The 17,512-nt window shown below is 62.8% G+C and carries 18 protein-coding genes and 1 pseudogene; 8 read left to right on the forward strand and 11 right to left on the reverse strand.

Annotation, left to right across the window (positions count from 1 at the left end):
- Window positions 1–652, forward strand: a 652-nt coding sequence (locus ACY693_RS04115; protein ID WP_462320563.1) for a lytic murein transglycosylase, incomplete at its 5' end; no start/stop codon positions are given.
- A gap of 109 nt (window positions 653–761) precedes the next feature.
- On the opposite strand, the gene ACY693_RS04120 is transcribed toward ACY693_RS04115, so the two are convergent.
- The 3 genes from ACY693_RS04120 to ACY693_RS04130 form a co-directional block, all read right to left on the reverse strand.
- Window positions 762–1,310: a DUF427 domain-containing protein gene (locus tag ACY693_RS04120; RefSeq protein WP_462320564.1), complete on the reverse strand. Its 549-nt coding sequence runs from the start codon at window positions 1,308–1,310 to the stop codon at window positions 762–764.
- Between the two features lie 157 nt (window positions 1,311–1,467).
- Complete coding sequence (locus ACY693_RS04125) at window positions 1,468–1,938, reverse strand: hypothetical protein (protein ID WP_462320565.1); 471 nt, start codon at window positions 1,936–1,938, stop codon at window positions 1,468–1,470.
- A gap of 41 nt (window positions 1,939–1,979) precedes the next feature.
- Window positions 1,980–2,144 (reverse strand): hypothetical protein, encoded by a 165-nt coding sequence (locus tag ACY693_RS04130; RefSeq protein ID WP_462320580.1) that lies wholly within the window; start codon window positions 2,142–2,144, stop codon window positions 1,980–1,982.
- On the opposite strand from ACY693_RS04130, the gene ACY693_RS04135 reads away from it, so the two are divergent.
- The 3 genes and pseudogenes from ACY693_RS04135 to ACY693_RS04145 all read left to right on the forward strand — a co-directional run bounded on the left by ACY693_RS04135 (window position 2,076) and on the right by ACY693_RS04145 (window position 4,035).
- Complete coding sequence (locus tag ACY693_RS04135; protein WP_462320579.1) at window positions 2,076–2,342, forward strand: hypothetical protein; 267 nt, start codon at window positions 2,076–2,078, stop codon at window positions 2,340–2,342. The genes ACY693_RS04130 and ACY693_RS04135 overlap by 69 nt on opposite strands.
- Window positions 2,225–2,536: pseudogene (locus ACY693_RS04140) on the forward strand (GTP-binding protein); the annotation flags it as partial. The gene ACY693_RS04135 and the pseudogene ACY693_RS04140, both read left to right, overlap by 118 nt.
- 170 nt (window positions 2,537–2,706) lie before the next feature.
- Window positions 2,707–4,035, forward strand: a complete 1,329-nt coding sequence (locus tag ACY693_RS04145) for an MFS transporter (protein ID WP_462320566.1) — start codon at window positions 2,707–2,709, stop codon at window positions 4,033–4,035.
- Window positions 4,036–4,457: 422 nt separating this feature from the next.
- On the opposite strand, the gene ACY693_RS04150 is transcribed toward ACY693_RS04145, so the two are convergent.
- The gene (locus ACY693_RS04150; protein WP_462320567.1) at window positions 4,458–5,780 is read right to left on the reverse strand and encodes a sigma-54-dependent transcriptional regulator; all 1,323 of its coding nucleotides are present in this window, start codon (window positions 5,778–5,780) and stop codon (window positions 4,458–4,460) included.
- On the reverse strand, window positions 5,777–7,231 hold the full coding sequence (locus tag ACY693_RS04155) for a sensor histidine kinase (protein ID WP_462320568.1): 1,455 nt from the start codon (window positions 7,229–7,231) through the stop codon (window positions 5,777–5,779). The genes ACY693_RS04150 and ACY693_RS04155 overlap by 4 nt, the downstream gene beginning before the upstream one ends.
- A 424-nt stretch (window positions 7,232–7,655) precedes the next feature.
- Between ACY693_RS04155 and ACY693_RS04160 the strand changes: the two genes are divergently transcribed.
- Window positions 7,656–8,153, forward strand: a complete 498-nt coding sequence (locus tag ACY693_RS04160) for a DUF302 domain-containing protein (RefSeq protein WP_462320569.1) — start codon at window positions 7,656–7,658, stop codon at window positions 8,151–8,153.
- 260 nt (window positions 8,154–8,413) lie between these two features.
- On the opposite strand, the gene ACY693_RS04165 is transcribed toward ACY693_RS04160, so the two are convergent.
- From ACY693_RS04165 to ACY693_RS04180, 4 genes are all read right to left on the reverse strand, one after another.
- Window positions 8,414–9,439, reverse strand: coding sequence for an ArsJ-associated glyceraldehyde-3-phosphate dehydrogenase (locus ACY693_RS04165; RefSeq protein WP_462320570.1), 1,026 nt, complete (start codon window positions 9,437–9,439; stop codon window positions 8,414–8,416).
- Window positions 9,440–9,732: 293 nt separating this feature from the next.
- Entirely contained in the window at window positions 9,733–10,080 is a 348-nt protein-coding gene (locus ACY693_RS04170; protein WP_462320571.1) for a metalloregulator ArsR/SmtB family transcription factor, read from the reverse strand.
- Between the two features lie 127 nt (window positions 10,081–10,207).
- Window positions 10,208–10,723 (reverse strand): MOSC domain-containing protein, encoded by a 516-nt coding sequence (locus ACY693_RS04175; protein WP_462320572.1) that lies wholly within the window; start codon window positions 10,721–10,723, stop codon window positions 10,208–10,210.
- Between the two features lie 184 nt (window positions 10,724–10,907).
- Complete coding sequence (locus ACY693_RS04180) at window positions 10,908–11,240, reverse strand: hypothetical protein (RefSeq protein WP_462320573.1); 333 nt, start codon at window positions 11,238–11,240, stop codon at window positions 10,908–10,910.
- Window positions 11,241–11,491: 251 nt separating this feature from the next.
- On the opposite strand from ACY693_RS04180, the gene ACY693_RS04185 reads away from it, so the two are divergent.
- The 3 genes from ACY693_RS04185 (at window position 11,492) to ACY693_RS04195 (ending at window position 16,073) form a co-directional block, all read left to right on the forward strand.
- The gene (locus ACY693_RS04185) at window positions 11,492–11,632 is read left to right on the forward strand and encodes a hypothetical protein (RefSeq protein WP_462320574.1); all 141 of its coding nucleotides are present in this window, start codon (window positions 11,492–11,494) and stop codon (window positions 11,630–11,632) included.
- A gap of 198 nt (window positions 11,633–11,830) precedes the next feature.
- Window positions 11,831–12,685, forward strand: coding sequence for a helix-turn-helix domain-containing protein (locus ACY693_RS04190; protein WP_462320575.1), 855 nt, complete (start codon window positions 11,831–11,833; stop codon window positions 12,683–12,685).
- Between the two features lie 829 nt (window positions 12,686–13,514).
- Window positions 13,515–16,073, forward strand: a complete 2,559-nt coding sequence (locus ACY693_RS04195) for a choice-of-anchor U domain-containing protein (RefSeq protein WP_462320576.1) — start codon at window positions 13,515–13,517, stop codon at window positions 16,071–16,073.
- A gap of 165 nt (window positions 16,074–16,238) precedes the next feature.
- On the opposite strand, the gene ACY693_RS04200 is transcribed toward ACY693_RS04195, so the two are convergent.
- Together ACY693_RS04200 and ACY693_RS04205 are read right to left on the reverse strand one after the other, a co-directional pair.
- Window positions 16,239–16,577 carry an IPTL-CTERM sorting domain-containing protein gene (locus ACY693_RS04200; RefSeq protein ID WP_462320577.1) on the reverse strand — a complete coding sequence of 113 codons (339 nt, stop codon included), beginning with the start codon at window positions 16,575–16,577 and terminating at the stop codon, window positions 16,239–16,241.
- Window positions 16,578–16,934: 357 nt separating this feature from the next.
- Window positions 16,935–17,432 carry a Tn3 family transposase gene (locus tag ACY693_RS04205; RefSeq protein WP_462320578.1) on the reverse strand — a complete coding sequence of 166 codons (498 nt, stop codon included), beginning with the start codon at window positions 17,430–17,432 and terminating at the stop codon, window positions 16,935–16,937.
- Between the last annotated feature and the right edge of the window lie 80 nt (window positions 17,433–17,512).

Consider the following 17,512-nt stretch of genomic DNA (forward strand, 5'->3'; position numbering starts at 1 on the left):
CTGGGCCGGTGAGATCGGGCAGGTGCAGCTATTGCCCTCCGACTATCTCGCCTTCGGGACCGACGGCGATGGCGATGGACAGGTGCAGTTGAAGGAGAGTGCGGCGGACGTGATTCGCACCGCTGCGCGGGTCATCGGCTCGCTCGGCTGGCGCGCTGGCGAGCCCTGGCTCGAGGAGGTGCAGGTGCCAGGCGATCTCCCTTGGGGGCAGGCCGGCGTCTATCAGCATTGGCCGCGTGCTCACTGGGCCGCCCTCGGCGTCAAGCAAGCGGATGGCAGCGCACTGCCGAGCGATCAGCTTCCGGCCGCGCTGCTCCTGCCGATGGGTCGCAAGGGGCCAGCCTTCCTCGCCTATCCCAATTTCGATGTCTATCTTGCCTGGAACCGCTCATTGCTGTACGCAAGCACAGCCGCCTATTTTGCGACTCGGCTCGCGGGCGCTGAGGCTGTCGAGCCCGGAGCCCCCGAGCCCGGCCTGAACGCCGATCAGCTCAAGCAATTGCAGCAACGCCTTGTCGAGCGCGGATACGATGTCGGCGCCATCGATGGCATCCTCGGCGAAAAGACGCGCGCGGCCGTTCGTCGAGAGCAGCAGCGCCTAGGCCTGCCAGCCGACGCTTGGCCAACCCCGACCTTATTGAGCCGGCTTTGATAAACGACTGATCCCTTGTCGATGACGTTGGCGCTGGGACCCGAAGGGTTGGCCCGGCTATATGCGCTTCAGGGGGCGTCGGCGCTGGCTGCCCCGGTGTGTTCGCCGGTCACCAATGGCCGGTCCCTGGCTCGCCCTTGAAGGGGCCGACCAGCTCATCGGTGATCCAGCCGCCGTAGTAGCCGCCGGTCTGCGCGCGCACTGGCTCACCGGCGACGAAACACTGCAACAGGCTGGGGTAGGCGGCGAACCAGCCGGCGATCACGCGAGCCTCGGCCTCAGGCCGTGGATAACGCCAGAGCGCGTTACTGATCCATCCGGCGCTGCCTTCGACATCGAAGTACTCGGCCTCGCCCTTCCATTCGCAGAAGGTGCGGTGTGCGCTGGGCCGCAATCGGTCTTGGTCCACCGCCTCTGGCGGCAGATAGAACGCCGGTGGGCTGCCGGTTTCCAGCACCCGGATGGCGCGCTCGGTCCGGGCAATCCGTTGCTCGCCAGCATAGACCTCAACCAAGCGGGGGTCTGGCACATAGGCCGGTGGGCGTGGGTAGTCCCAGACCGATTCCTGTCCCTCAGCGGGCGCGACAGCAAACGGCGGCCGCTGCTGGCCACGGTAGGTCCAGGCGTTGCGGGCTTGCTCAAGATCCTGCGATTTCATGGGGTTTAGGCCCTCGTGATCAGCTTTCTCTCTCAGACTATCGAGGCGCGACGGCAGATCAAGGCCGGCTTGGCGCGCAGTAGCTGGTGTTGACCAGCAGGCGTCGAGGCGTTCGCGCCGGCGACTCTGCGGCGCATCAACTCGATAGGTTCAGTGATTAGTCGATCAGGGACCCCAAGGCCTGCTCGATGACCTGAGGGTCGTCGACGAAACGCAGTGCCGTCACGTTGCCGTCCTGAGCTTCGATGAGGGTGACCTGTTCGGGCTCTCGCGGCAGCATTGCGGTCTGTTCCGCTTGACGGCCAAGGAGCATCGGGTAGGGCAACTTGCGCAGTTGCGGCATGGCAACCAGCTTGGTCACGATCGGCGGCATGCCGTCGATGTCGGCGACGTAGACGATGCCGGCTGCAGCGAGACCATCGCCTGTTTGCCCGGCAAGGGCGTCTTCGATCAGCGCTGAGGCCTCGCGACTGGCCGAGAACAGGATGAGGCGCGTGTCGGGGCCGACCGTCCGTGGCTCGTCGTGCTGGTCATTCAGGGTTAGCGCCGGCAGCCTGTCGCCAACCTCGAGCGGCGCGCCAACGAGCGTCGTTGGCAGCAATAGTAGGGAAAAGAGAATTGCTTTCATCATGTTCTTGCTCCGAATGACAGTGTTCTCGGTGATCGGGATCAGGTTGATCCAGCCGCCACTGCGCAGTAGCGTCGATGTTGAAGCTGCTGGCCGGCTTCCTCGGCAGCGGCAAGACGACGGTGCTCAATCACCTGGTGCGACAGCCGGAGCTTGTCCGCACCCTGGTCACCATCAACGAGTTGGGAGGGGTCGGGCTCGATCATCTCCTGATGAGCCGGTTTCCGAGAACACCATTGTCGAGATGTCCAGCGGCTGCCTCTGCTGCACCATCGGGGGCGATCTGGCCAGTACGCTCAAGGATGCCCACTGGCGCTTCTCGCGCGATGGCGAGCGGCAGTTCGACCGGGTCGTCATCGAGACCACCGGGCTTGCCGACCCGGCCCCGATCATACCCACCCTGATGACAGGTGACGTCATCGCGCGACGTTATCAACTCGATATCGTTCTCGATCAGCCGCTGCAAGAGCGTCTGTTCGAGGCTTGGCTCATGCCCTGGCTCCCGCGCGCCCGACTCCCGCCACATCACGAGGCGCTAAGTTTGACACTCGGCCTTTGCGACCTAACGTCTCCTTTGTCACCATGGTCATCGACCTAAGCCTCATCCGCTGAGACCGAAGGTATCGTGAGCGCTCGACCGAGGTCCGATTTCTGGGCGTTTGAGGCGAGCACTGACGCGACAGTGATGATCTCTCCAGCAGGTAAAAGCCGGCCGAGCGTTGATTGCGCTTCGCCCTTTACTGCGCCGCAACCGGAGGACGACTCTCGATGAGTGAAGACGCAGTGAACGGCCAATCAGCAAGAGCGATAGGTACTCGGCCATTGTTGGCTGGCGCGGTCGGCAATGTGATCGAGTGGTACGACTTCTCGCTGTATGGGTACATGGCCGCGGTCTTGTCTGGGCTGTTCTTCCCGCATGAAGATCGCCTCGTTTCGCTGATTGCAACCTACGGCGTTTTCGCGGCCGGCTTCTTGGCGCGTCCGCTGGGCGCTTTTTTGTTCGGCCATCTGGGCGATCGCATCGGCCGAAAGGCGGTGCTGGTCGTGTCGGTGCTCCTGATGGTGCTGCCGACTATCCTGCTAGGCTTGCTGCCCACCTACGCCCAATGGGGCGTCTGGGCCGCGATCTGCCTCGTGGGCGTTCGTATTTTGCAGGGGCTGTCGGTGGGCGGTGAGTTCTCGGGCTCGGCGACCTATTTGGCTGAGACCGCAGCGCCGGGGCGACGCGGTTTCGCTGCGAGCTTTGCCAATGTTGGCTCGATGGCTGGGATGCTCCTGGGCGCCGTTGTTCCCGCGGTGACCCTCGCCCTGCTTACGGATGCAGAGGTGGAGGCCTGGGGCTGGCGTATTCCTTTTCTGCTCGGCGGTGTCATTGGGCTGGTCGCGTTGTTGCTGCGACAAGGATTGCCGGAGCCGGAACCTGCACCGGGTGCAGAGGATGGGCCAGCGGCTCACCAGGCGATGCCGGTTAGCGGTGCGCCGCCGGAGGCTCCCATTCGCAGTCTGCTGCGCCACGAGCCGATCGCGACGCTGCGCGCGATCCTCTATGCAGGGGGCTACGGCGTGGCCTTCTATATTCCGATGGTCTATATGCCGACCTGGCTGTCGATCTATACCGACATTGCGCTGCACGAGGCGCTGTTTATCGTCACGGCTTCGATGCTGCTGCAGGCCCTTTTGATCCCTCTCGCCGGCTTGGCGTCCGATCGGCTAATGCCTCGGACCCTGCTCCTCGCGTGGGTCTTCGGGTTGCTGGCGTTGTTGGTTGCGCCGCTGTATCTACTGGCCGGCGGCGGCGCGGAATGGCAGGCCATTGCCGCGTTGCTGGTCTTCGCTGCGTTGCTCGCGATCCCGCTCGGTGTGACACCGTCGCTGATGGCCGAAACCTTTCATCGCCGCCACCGGCTGACCGGTTACTCGGTCTCGTTCAATATCGGCTACGGGGTTGCCGGAGGCACCGCGCCCATGGTCGCGACCTGGCTAATCCACGCCTCGGGTTACAAGCTCGCGCCCGCCTTCTACATGGTGCTCTGCGCATTGGTCGCGGTGGCCACGCTCGTGAGCATGAAGGACTGGAGCCGTTCGGCGTTGCGCTAGCCGTGCCCTAAGTCCCCGGGAGACCGGCCGCAGAGCCCCCTGCGCAGCACATAGAGCGGTTTGGCCCGGCCAGATTCAGTGGGCGGCTAAACGAATGACCCTGCTCTTCGAGGCCCTTGCGGTCGGCACCGCTCAAGTCGGCCTCACTGAGCAGGTGAGGAACGGGCAGTGCGCGCGACCAATACGCGCGAGCAGCTCCCAGAGTCCCGGGGCGCTGGACTTGGAGGGAGTCTGGTTGCCGGCTTGACCTCGACATCGAGCACCAAGCGCAGGTTGCCGACCAGATTAGGTATTGGGGGGGATGGGAGGGACGCCCCGGCTTGGCGGGGTTGTAGCCGAGCACGGCTCCCTCTAGGTCAGTGGGCGTTGCTCTTCTGCAGCCTGTGCCTGAAGGTGACGGAATTGACCCAGGGATCCTTGTCCTATTCTTCGTCCGAGCCAGATCGCTTAAGACCAAACCGCCGCATCCGTTCCCAAAGAGACTTACGGCTAATTCCCAGACGCTCCGCGGTTTGCACGATGCGCCCAGCATTGACCTCTAGCGCGCGTTCGATGTAGCGCCGCTCGCAACCTGCGAGGTAGGTTTCCAGCGTCGGTTCGAGCTCAGATCGAGTGCTGTCGACCGGTATGCTGGGGAAGATGTCAGCGCGTCTGAGGCGGGGTCCGTCGCAGAAGATGCACGCACGTTCTAGCGTGTGTCTCAGCTCGCGAACGTTGCCAGGCCAGTCGTGCTCGATGAGCGCCTGCTCGGCTTCCGCACTGAGTTGCAACGGCGGGCCTCCTTCACGTCGTGCGCAGTCTTTGAGAAAGCAGTGTGCGAGCCAGGGGATATCTTTCGGCCGTTCGCGCAGAGCCGGAACCCTGAGTTGCACGACGTTGATTCGGTAGAATAGGTCCTCGCGGAAGCGTCCCGTTGCGACCAGGTCGTCAAGATTCTGGTGAGTCGCCAAGACGATCCGGGTGTCAACCGGCACGAGCTGACGTCCGCCGACGCGGACCACGGCCCGCTCTTGCAGCACGCGTAAGAGCTTAGCTTGGAGTGGTGCCGGCATGTCGCCGACTTCATCGAGGAAGAGGGTGCCTCCGGAGGCGCGTTCGAAGAGACCGGCGTGGGTTTGATGGGCGCCGGTGAAAGCTCCACGCTCATGGCCGAAGAGCTCGGACTCGGCGAGGCTTTCGATGAGTGCTGCGCAGTTGACGGGAACAAAATCCCCGCGCCCGCTGAGCTCGTGCAGAAGCCGAGCGACCACCTCCTTTCCTGTTCCCGTCTCGCCGGTAATGAGCACGGTCGTATCCAAAGGTGCCACACGCTCGACCAATGCCTGAATGTGGTCCATCGGCGGAGAAACGCCAAGGGCGCTGCGCCCCTTTTCTACAATGCCCGGGCCAACGATGAGCCGTCTTACCCGATTCAACAGCTGATCGATCTCGAACGGCTTGGTGATGTAGTCCGCCGCCCCCGTCTTCAGCAGGTCGACCGCGCGCTCCAGGTCGCCGTAACCAGTGACAAAAATAAAGGGAGGCAATGTGATGCCGCTCCGGTGGAGTCGTTCGAACAGCTCGTCACCGGATAATCCAGGTAGGCGGATGTCGCAAATGACCACGGCGAAGTCATGATGTCTTAGGTCCAGTTCGGCGGCCTCGGCGTTGCGATGCCAGGCGGTTTCTAGCCCCTCGAGCCGGAAACGCTCGACGAGCGATTCACCCATAATCGGATCGTCTTCGATCAGACAGAGTCTGCTCATGTCAGATTCCCATTGCCCCGGTTGCTTGATGGCTGGGACTGGCGATCGTTGAATGGAAGGTGGATTTCCATGGCAGTCCCTGGACGCAGCGTGAGCACGTCGATGCTCCCACCGAGCTGACTCACCGTCTGGTAGGTCACCCAAAGCCCTAATCCGTGGCCTTCAGCCCGCGAGAAGAACGGCTCGAACAGACGGTGTTGATCTTCCTCGAGGATGCCCGGTCCATCATCTTCCACCCGCAGCCACAGATGACTCCGCTCTGCCAAGCAGCGCAGCTCGACTCGGCCAGAGTGCGGCGCGGCTTGAATGGCGTTGAGGAGGAGATTGATTAGGATCTGCCGCACGGCCGACGAAGGCAGAGCCAGGGCGTCCTCGCCGACATCACATTGCCAGGTCAACCGCAAACGCTTCTTATGCACCTCGGCTTGGATCAGCGTCCGCACGTCCTCGATATCCCTTACCGTGAGCGGGTGCGCGTCGGCGCGTGCCTGCACCAGCAAGGCTTGAACCGTGGTTTGGATCTGGCGCAGGCCCCGTTCCAGCAAGTCCAGGGTCTTGCGGTCCATCTCGGGTTGGTCACTGTGCAGCCGGAAGGTGTCCAGCGCATTGAGCATACCGCCAAGGGGGTTGTTGATCTCGTGGGCCAGTCCGGCCGACACCTGACCGACTGCGGCGAGTCGCTCGGACTGGCGCATCTCTTTCTCTAGGAACCGCTTCTCGCGCAGGCCGTGGAGCATCTCGTCGAAGCCGCGGGCTAACTCACCGATCTCATCGCTGCAATTGACCGTCTTACAGTTGACGCTCAGGTCGCCGTGCCCGACACGCCTCATGCACTCGCGTAGCTCACTGATGGGGCGCACTAGCCGTTTACCGAGCGTCCAGCCGACCAGAAGCAGGATCACGAGCAGGAGCAGGCCGTAGCCGAGCGCTGCCCGGAACAGCGCGAAGAAGTGATCCTGCAGGGCCGACAAGGGGTAGTCGACGAGCACAAGGCCAAGCTCTCGCCGATCGCGCGCGATCGACGCGGCGGTCACGAAGCCCGTCGCTGGCTCGATGGTCAACGCCCCCTGCGGCGGCAAGGTCGTGGGGTCAAGCTCGCGCCCAAAGGTTGCCAATCGCACGACGTCCGGATCATCCGCAGCGAGCCTCCGTCCGCCTTCGGTTGCGGCATAGAATCCACCTGTGTGGTCCAGGGCCACGACCAAGGGCGGGGAAGGCGCCGGGACGCCGAGCGAGAAACGCTCCAGCGACTCCTGAACCCGGGCCGGCGCATGAGCGCTCATATCCCAGTAGAGATTGCCCGACAAACAGTCCGTCATCCGGGCTACGCTCATAATGCGGTCGGCCTTGAACTCTCGGTAACTGGACGTCAGGACTAGGACTGTCAGCACGATCATCCCGGCAAGCATTAAGAGGCTGAAGGCAATGGTCATGCGCAATCGATAACCCATGGTCTCCTCTAAAGGTTCTGTACGCTCCCAGATCTCCGTCCGCCGTCATTGGAGCCTGCAGGCTCAGGCAATAACACAGCAAAGACGGTTCCAAAAGGAGCTATTGGAAGGAACGGCCTTGGTTTCGGCGGATGTCGGGATTGCGGGCCAAAACCACGCAGGCCAGATAGGTTACCAGTCGGCAACCTGCTGACGACAAGTCGATCGCAGAGGTTACCGCTTGGTAACCAACCGATGTCTATCTGAACCTTCAGCGCTCAAGGTCCGACGCGGAAGCGGCGAGAAAAGCGCTCTGGCACGGGTTCTTGCGCGAGTGACGGTCCATGGCATGTCTTCTGCTTGCTGTGGGCCGACGGCTCATCCATTGTTTCGAAAAGAGACTCGAGCCGTTGCTAACCCACCAAGTAGCGCATGAGGAGAGACCATGATAGAACCACTGCGAGCCACACCGTTCCTTTTGTTTGTTGCCCTGCTGCTATCCGGCGTGTTGCCGACGGCACTAGCGGAGAGCGGCGTGGCCAAGATTCCATTCGTTATCGAGACGCCATCACCCTATGGGACCGTAGAGGAAACGGTCGCGGTGATCAAGCAGAACATTGAGTCCGAGCCTAATTGGGTAGTTAACGGTGTCAAGCCAATGGATAAGAAAATCAAGGAGCTCAGTGGAATTGAGATCCCGCCGGTGACGTTGATTGATGCCTGCAACCCTTATCATGCCGGCGAGATTCTGAAAAGCGACGAGGATCGTTACGCCTCTGTGATGATGCCTTGTACCATTGCCGTGTATGAAAAAACCGATGGCACCGTCTATGTGGGCACGATGAACGCCCGCCTTATCGGAGAGATGTTCGGGGGCGCCGTGGCTAAGATCATGGGCGGAACGGTTGCCGAAGACCAGGAGCGATTCTTACAGCTCAACTAAACCACAGCCGCTTGCGGGTGGCTGGTCCCCCGCAAGTGATTGGTAGACCGTGGCATTCGGTCCCCGGTTAGGATGGCACCTCGTGGTGCGGCTTATCGGCTCGTTCATCGTCTGCAAGAGCGGCCAAGAGCGCCGAACAATAGCCCCGTTCAAGACCCCTAAGAGCCACCCTTCAGTGGCTCAGTAAAAATCCCCCGGCAAAGCCGGGGTTTTTTGCTATGCGTTCCCGAGCCAGTGATGATCTTGCCCGCCAGTGTTGATCACGACCTGGCCAGCATCCAGGCGATATCGATCATCCGATTCACATAGCCCCATTCGTTGTCGTACCAGGCATAGATCTTCACCTGGGTGTCGTCGATGACCATGGTAGAGAGGGCGTCGACGATTGAGGAGCGTGGGTCATTGAGGTAGTCGACTGAGACCAGCGGGCGTTCTTCGTAGCCGAGGATGCCGGCGAGCTCGCCATCGGCAGCGTTCTTCAGCAGGCTGTTGATCTCCTCGACCGTGACTGGTCGTGCGGCCTCAAAGACGAAGTCGGTCAGTGAGGCGTTGAGCAGTGGCACGCGCACGGCGTGGCCATTGAGCTTCCCGGTGAGCTCAGGGAAGATCTTGGTGATGGCCTTGGCGCTGCCGGTCGTGGTTGGGATCAGGGACTGCCCACAGGCGCGGGCGCGGCGCAGGTCCTTGTGGCCGAGGTCGACGATGCGCTGGGTGTTGGTGATGTTGTGGATGGTGGTCATGCAGCCGTGATTGATGCGGACCTGCTCGTGCATGACCTTGACCACCGGCGCCAGGCAGTTGGTGGTGCAGGAGGCGGCGGTGACGATGCGATGCTTGTCGGGATCGTAGCGATCGTGATTGACGCCGTAGACGATGTCGAGCGCACCTTTGGTAGGAGCGGCGACCAGCACCTTCTTGACACCTTGCTCAAGGTAGCCCTGCAGCAGCTCGGGCTGTTTGTGGTGTTTGCCGGTGGCCTCGATGACGATATCGCAGTGAGACCAGTCGGTCTCGGTGATGGTCTTGTGCTGGCTGTAGCCAATGCGTTGTCCATCGATGAGGATGGCTCCATGATCGGCTGTGCAGGCATGAGCGAAGCGCCCATGGACCGAATCGAACTCGAGCAGGTGCGCTGAGCCGGCGGCGTCGCAGGCGATCTCGTTGATCTGGACGAGCTGCAGGCTGGGCGCGTTGTTCTCGGCCTGGCCTGTCGTCCGCTCGATTGCCGCGCGCAGCGCGAGCCTGCCCATACGGCCGAAGCCGTTGATGCCGATCTTGATGCTCATTGTGATGGCTCCTGTGTCGAGGGATGACCGTCGTGCGCGGTCAGGGAGTCAGTCGGTGCCGGCAGGGAAGGGCCTTACGGGCGGCGCCTGACTGCTGTATCGGCGCCTAGTCTGTCCTGCTGGGCTGAATCGACATAAGACGGGGAGTGTATATGGACCACGAAATATATGTGTTACTGAATGTTTTCGCTCCTAACCCTGAGCCCGATAGGGGACACCACCGCGTCCTGTCGTTGAGAGGCGAGGCGAGGCGAGGCTGCCCGCTTCTTAGGTCAGCAGATGGAGCGCTGGGATTAGGCGCAACGGGCAGCGCCAGGCCGATTGGCCATGGTGGCTAGTGCAGCCTCGTCGTGGGTGAATGGGGCAGAGCCAGCAATTCCGGACGCCGTTTCGGAAAGGACGCTGCCAGCCCATGATGGAAGGGTCGGGCTTATTCGATAGTAGACCCAAAGCCCCTCGCGGCGGTCGGTTACGATTCCCAGCTCACGCAATTGGGCGAGGTGACGCGAGATGTGCGGCTGACTTGCGCCGAGCGCATGGGTGAGCTCGCACACGCAGAGCTCGGCATGGCGCCACATGAGCATCAGGCACCGCAGACGCGTGTCGTTCGCTAAGGCAGAAAAGAACTCGGTTGCGGTCATGGCTCAAATATAACGCAAGCCACATGTCGTTGTGGTGCCCGAGCGCTGTCCAGGCTTCGATGCCACGCGAACGCGGCGCTCGTTTGCCAGTTCCGGGCGCTGAGAGAGGCCGCTAACTGCTCGCTGGTCATGAGACATTGACAGGGTTACCCACCTTGATCAGGCCTGATTTGCGAACGCGAAGACAGTGACCGGACTGTCGCCCCAAGGCCTTTGCCGTTCCCGGCCCGGCGATGCGGTCGAGATAGCCGCACGGCGGGCGAAGCCGATGCCATTCGAACAGGGCGTCGCCGATGCGAATCTCCCGGTTGCGCAGCTCAGTGCGCGCCAAGCCGGTTACGACCAAATTCCGACGATGCTGACCGGCATCAAGTGACAGTCCGTGGCGGCGCTGTGCCCGTGCCAGATCCTCGGCATGGATGAGGGTGACCTGACAGCCGTCGGTCAGCCGCCAAAACCCCCGGCCGACGGCGTATCGATCATCGGCGAGACCTGCGTCAACCTGGGCCAATGCCTGATCGCAGGAGCGCATCGGTGCGCCGGCTTGGTCAGCGACGAAGATCGCCGACAGTCTCCCCACCTGGCCGCGTTTGCGACGCAGGCCGTGACGGTGTGTCAGTATCCAGCGCAGCCAAGTGGCCATCGCTTGCTCAATGTTGTCCAGGCGTCGCTGCGACCGCTTGCGACCTGCTCATCCGTCTGCCCAATGACTCAGCCTCGTGTCGTGGTTTCGTGATCGCCCTGTGGTCAAGCCAAGACAGATTGATCAGCATGGGGGCCGGTATCGGTCTCGGTATCGGAATCGGAATCGGTCTCGGGCGAAGCGATCACCGTGCCTGGCCCGAGACCCCGGGTACGTAGATGTAGGCGTTCGGCACATCGGCGCCAATCACCTTGATCACGTTGCTTTCGAAGAAACTGCCGATCATCGCCGTCTTGCCGGCTGGATACTCGCCAATCAGGAACGCATCCCCCCGCAGCGTATAGCTGCCCTCTCCGGGTGGAACCTCGAAGAACACCCGACAGGGGTTGGAGTGACACACACCGGTATCGCCGGGGGCCAGGGTGATCTCGCCCCAGTCAGATACATAGTTGCTCGTGGTGACGCACCCAAGGAGCAGTGCGCAAGACACGAGGAGCATAGGGAAGTTGAGCTTCATCGTCCGTACCATGCTGAGTGGTGAGATCGATTGGCGATCTACGGCTAGGTTTGTCGACCAAGAGCAAGTCTAGAGGTTCATGACGGCGGCCTTTGCTGGGAGGACCACAAGCTCCGGCCAGAAGCTGTCGGCCTGCATTGCCGCGGATGCGCTGCTGGACGCGGGTTTGGAGGGCGATCATCCTACAGAGAACGGTTGGCTCTTGCCCGAATCAGTCTAGGCTGCTGAAATCCATGCACAAGGAGGTGCTGATGAACGATCTTTCAAGCACAGCTAACAGCCAAAGCGCTTGCGGCCTTGCGATCACTCCAGCGCCTACCGGAAAAATCCGAGGGTTTGTCGTGATCCTGATTGCGCCTATGCCGCTGCTGGGTAATGACGAGATGGCGTGACGTATGTAGGGCTTAGTAAACATGGTCCGTCCTCGATATCTCCCTCCAGCCACCAGCGCTCAACCGCGCGATCGCCCACCGCAGCTGATAGGGCGGCCTCAGCGCCATGCGCTCATCGACGCCTCCCAGTCCGCCGATGCGCACACCTGGTTGGCGGAATTCAATTGTCGCCAGCTGAGTGCCGGGCGCTTTGCCGGGATGCTGGAGCGGCTCGACTTGGATGGCATCGAAATCGTTCGGGAGCATCAGAGCCAGGACATTCAAAAAGCCGGCGTCATGCCGTCAGGCACCTGCACCGTCTCCCTGATTGAGCGCACCGAGGGCAAGGCCCGCTTCTCGCAATTTGCCGCGGACATCGCTGATCAACTGTTCTTCATGCCCGGTGAGACCGCGTTCGACGCCGTCGTCCCCGGCGGCATCTCCACTTGCTATGTACGCCTCGACCAATCGGCCTTGATCAAGGGGCTTGCCGCGCTGAACGAGCCCCTCGCCGAGCGCCTGGCCGGCGGTGGCGGGCTGCAGTCCCTTGGGCTGGCGGGGAGGGTGCCGTTCGAGCTCAGTCTGCGCGCGCTCGAATCCATCGCCGGCGATCCGCGCACCGGCCACCGCGGCGCCAGTCCGCAATCGCTGCGCCGAAACTTGCTGGAACGGTTGCTGATCACCGTCAGCACTGCCGATGAGGTCATTCCCGGCACCCATCCGAGCCTGCATGCCCGCCGCCGCAGCCTGCGGATTGTGCGGCGCGCGCAGACTTATATGGAAGAGCAGCTCGCGCACGGCTGCAACCCCAGCCTGGTCGATTTGTGCCGACACACGGGGGTGTCCGCACGCACCCTGCAGTACGCCTTTCGCGACCAGCTCGGGCTCACCCCAAACGCCTACCTGCGCCTGCTGCGCCTGAACGGCGTGCGCGCCGAGCTGATCGCCTCCAGTGCCGAGGGCACCTCGGTCACCCAGATCGCCACCCGCTGGGGCTTCCTGCACCTTGGCCGCTTCGCGCGCGCCTATCGCGAGCTGTTTAAGGAGCCGCCGTCCGCCACCCTCGCGCGCTGAATGCTGAGCCCAGCTCGGCGGCCATTGCTGGCCCTGACCTGCCTCATGCTCAACCGCGCCCTGTCAATCTTGGTGATTGGCCTTTTTCGACCCCGCTGCCGCAAGTCTTGCGCAAAATGACCTAGTCAGATCAAAAACAGCCAGTTAGCTTCCCTGTCAGACAATCGACAGCTGCAGCGACGAGGAACCAGGATGGCCGTGCTCTCGCCCGAGTGGATCAAACCTGCACAAACCCGATCCCGCAGTGCATTGTGGGCCGCGCCCTGCGATTGGTCGCTTGATCCAGGCACCTGCGATTGCGGCACCGCCCAGGTAAAGCTCCTAAGCGCCGTAGCAACGGGGAACGGAGATGGTTATGTCCCGACTCGACTGGATCAGCGGCGAACAGTCCCAGCCCCATCATTCGCGCCGCCCAAACCACCTTGTGGTCTGTTGTCAGCCGCGCCAATGCATGAGCGCCGCGGGCAAGCCCGAAATCATTGAGGAGCGCGACCATGATAGTTTTGGCGCGCGCAACTTGGCGAATGCGCATCTGCTGCATCCAACGCGGGCACAACGGACTGAGCCGGCGCCTCGCGCGCGTGTCGCGACTGCTCTCAGCCGATTAAGACGAAGGGGCGGCTCTTCCGCGGAATCTGGAAGAAATCGGCCTAATACGGCACCTTCCCCTAACAAGCAGTGTCCAGAATCTCCTTTAAGCTATTCGCTGGGTTTACATCAAGGCCAGGTAGCGCCGTCTCAGCCAAGGATTACGGGTCTTAAGGAGCGGCTGCCGCGCGCGCGTGCTGCGACGCTCTTCAGTCTTCTTGCGCTATCGAGTCTATTTCTCATGTTCTTGGAGAACGCGTCAGCTTCTCAGTTCAACTGGGGCACGCCAACTAACCTTAGCTCCACTGAGCATTCCGCCTGGACCCCCCAGGTCGCGGTCGACAGCAGTGGCAACGCCATCGCCGTGTGGCAACGGCTTAACTCTCCCCGCATCATCCAGAGCGCGCGTTACGACGCCGGCAGTGGTGACTGGAGTGAGGTCAGCGACCTCAGCGCCACCTCAAACGCCCAGGATCCCCAGGTTGCAGTCGATAGCAGTGGCAACGCCATCGCCGTGTGGCGGCAAAGCTCCGACTTTATCATCATCCAGAGCGCGCGTTACGACGCCGGCAGTGGTGAATGGGGTGAGGTCAGCGACCTCAGCGCCATCGATTCCGTTGCCGAAGTTCCCCAGGTCGCGGTCGATAGCAGCGGCAATGCCATCGCTGTGTGGCGGCAAAGCTCCGACTTTATCGTCCAGAGCGCGCGTTACGAAGTCGGCACCGGCTGGGTCGAAAAGGACGACGCCATCGAGGTCAGCGACCTCAGCCCTTCCGATTTGAACGCCGATGTTCCCCAGGTCGCGATCGATAGCCTTGGCAATGCCATCGCGGTGTGGGAGACCAGTGGCTCCAAGGTAGTCATCCAGAGCAAGCGCTACGACGCCGACGAAGGCGAGTGGAGTGATGTCAGCGACCTCAGCGACGCTGGCCTCACGGCCTACAATCCGCAGGTCGCGGTCGACCACAGTGGCAACGCCATTGCCGTGTGGCGGAGTAGTAACGGCACCAATTCCATCATCCAGAGCGCGCGTTACGACGCCACCAGCGGCGAATGGAGCTCAGTCAGCGACATCAGCACCGCCGGGAGTGCCTTCGAACCCCAAGTCGCGGTCGACAGCAGTGGCAACGCCATTGCCGTGTGGTGGCAAAGCTCTGGCGTGATCATCCAGAGCGCGCGTTACGACGCCGACGAAGACCAGTGGAGTGATGTCAGCGACATCAGCGCCGGGAGTGCCTACGAACCCCAAGTCGCGGTCGACAGCAGTGGCAATGCCATCGCCGTGTGGCGGAACGCTGGCGATAAAAAAATCCAGAGCGCACGTTACGACGTCTATGGAGACCAATGGAGTGAATACAGCGACATCAGTGGTGCAGACCAGGTTAGCCAATACCCCCAGATTGCCATGGACAGGAGTGGCAATGCCATCGCCGTGTGGCCGGGAGATATCTCCGACGCACGGGTCATCCGAAGTGCGCGCGGTATTACGACCTACAGCATCGGCGGCAACCTCTCCGGTTTGGCCTCGGGCCAATCGGTGGTCCTGCGGAACAACAGCGGCGATGACAAGACCCTCTCCGCCAACGGCGCCTTCACCTTCGACACCAATATCGCCTCAGGCGACAGCTACGCCGTCACCGTGCTGACCAAGCCCACGGGGCAGACCTGCACCGTCAGCAACGGCTCCGGCACCGCCACCGCCGATGTCACCGATGTGGCGGTGACCTGTACCACCAACACCTACAGCATCACCGCGACGGCCAACCCCAGCGCCGGCGGCACCGTCAGCTGCTCACCCAACCCGGTCGATTACGACGCCAGCACGAGCTGCAGCGCCTGGGCCAATACCGGCTACAGCTTCACCAGCTGGGCCGATGCCTGCGCCGGACAGAGCGGCACCAGCTGCACCCTCGACAACGTCACCGCCGCCGCCACCGTCACCGCCAACTTCAGCCTCAACCCCATCGACGGCCAATGTGGCAGCGCCAACGGCGCCACCTTCGACAGCGCCCCCAGCAGCGGGCTGTGCAGCAGCGGCAACGCGGGCGCGGTCGCCGGCAGCGGACCCTGGTTCTGGAACTGCCCCGGGCGCAACGGTGGCAGCACCAGCGCCTGCGTCGCCTACGCCCGGGGCATCCCGCCCGACGATGACTGGTCCAAGCTCCCCGATGACGACCACGATGTGGTGCCCAATGTGGTCGAGGCCCTGGTCACCGGCCCGAACGGGCAAGCCGGCGACGGCAATGGCGACGGCACCCCTGATGGCGAACAGCCCCATGTCGCCTCGTTCCCCGGCGCCGCCTGCCCGGAGCGCCCAACGCCGCGCTTTGTCACCCTGCAGGCGCCCACTGGCACCGCCATCGAGGCGCTCACCCGCCGTGACCCGCCGGCTGACCTACCGGCCGACATCACCCTCAGCTGTGGGGAGATCAGCTTTGTCGTCGATCACCTCACCCCCGGCCAGACGCTCGCCTTCTCGGTGTTCGTCGAGAACGATGTGCCCGTGGATGGCTACTACTACCGCAACCTGCAGACCGGCGCCTGGGACAACATCGCCACGGCCCCGGTGGCGGTGGGCACCAAGACCCGCCTCGATTACAGCCTGCGCGAGGGCGGCCCCTATGACGGCGATGGCAATACCAACGGCGAGCTGGTCGACCCCGGCGGGCCGGGTCGGCGCAATGGCGCTCCACCGGCAGCGATGGCGATCCCCACGCTGAGCCTGCCGGCACTGGGTGCGCTGGCGGGGCTGATGGTGTGGCTCGCCGGCTGGCAGCGGCACAGGACGGCACGGCGCTAACCGCACTGTGCGCTCGCCAAGGCAGGCGGGCGCACTCACCTGTTTCCCATTCACCCTGCCTGTAACGGCGGGACCCCGCCGTTACCGAGGAGCGGTTGCGAAAAGATGCGCGCACTCGGATCGAAAGGGCTCAGGAGTGCGCGCTACACATCGTGAGACGCCGTCTCAGCACCGCAGACCTTGGCGCCGCCGCTGCCAGCCCGCGAGCCAGACCATCAGCCCCGCCAGTACCCCGAGTGCCGGCAGGCCAAGGGTTGGGACCGCGACCGCGCCCGACACCTGTGTATCGGACCAGGTGATCAAGAACTTGTGGACAACACGCGGGCGAGGACTGAAGAAACCACCCCAGGTGACCGGCAGGGGACGAAAACGGGCGGCCACTAGGGCGTCCGGGTCGTTGTCGAGACGATTCCTGACGAGGACACACCCCTTGGCGACCGTGACACCGGTGAACCTGTTTTGCTGGAATGCAATCGAGGCGCGCAGCGACCCCGATCGGCTCAAGGGGCTGATCGGTCATCGCCCCGATACGCGCCTGGTGCAATATCTGCCGGGGATGCGCCAACAGGGCGGAACGAAGACCCGGTGCATGCGAGATGGGCGCTTGCACTGTCCTGTGCGATGGGCATGCTTGCAGCGCAGCGAAGCTCGAAGCTCAACCGCCGATCGGTCGGAAAACCACACACAATAGGGGTAGGCTCGGGATACGAGTAAATCTTTATCACTTCGGGCCGTCAGCCAGGAACGGCAGCGGTCTTGGCTGGAGCGGTGGCGGCAGAATGCTCATGTCGACATCAAGCTGCCCGAAGCGCCGTAGATGATCGCGGATGGTCGGAGCGGTTCGTGCGACAAGCTCAGGCGTCACTGGCAGACCGTCCTCCGCCATGTCTGCCAGCAGGCGATGAAGTTGCTGAACAGCGCGATATAGGTCGCCGAGATGTGATGGTAGGCGATGCCGCCATAACGGCCATAGCGGATGTGCTGCTCGCCGAGCAGGTTGTTCTCGCGCAGTTCCATGTGGGTGCCGTCGGCGATGGCCACGTTCGGCTTGCCCCAGAGCTTGGGCAGCGCGAGCCGAGCATACTTGCGGGCGACGTCGGCGGATGCGGCTTCGAGCTTGTCGACGGTGACATGCCGAGCGTTGACTCGGCGCAGCAGGTGCCGGTTGATGCTGTCCGGCGCGTGGCGCGCGGTCTGATTAACGCCGAGGTTGCAGCCGATCCCGAAGACCGTGAACAGATAACGCTTGGTGGCGTCGTCGAGCTTGGGGTCGGAACCGGACAACGGGCCGAAGTGGCGCGTGAACGAGGACCAATACTGGACGTGCTTGCGGACATCGAGCAGATGCCGCTCCGGCATGCGTTCTCGGATCGCTTGCTCGAAGGCTTGAAGACCTTAGGGTAGCGGCTGAGCGACCTGGCAGGTCAGATGCGGGGTTC

This window comes from Halochromatium sp. (assembly GCF_054919635.1).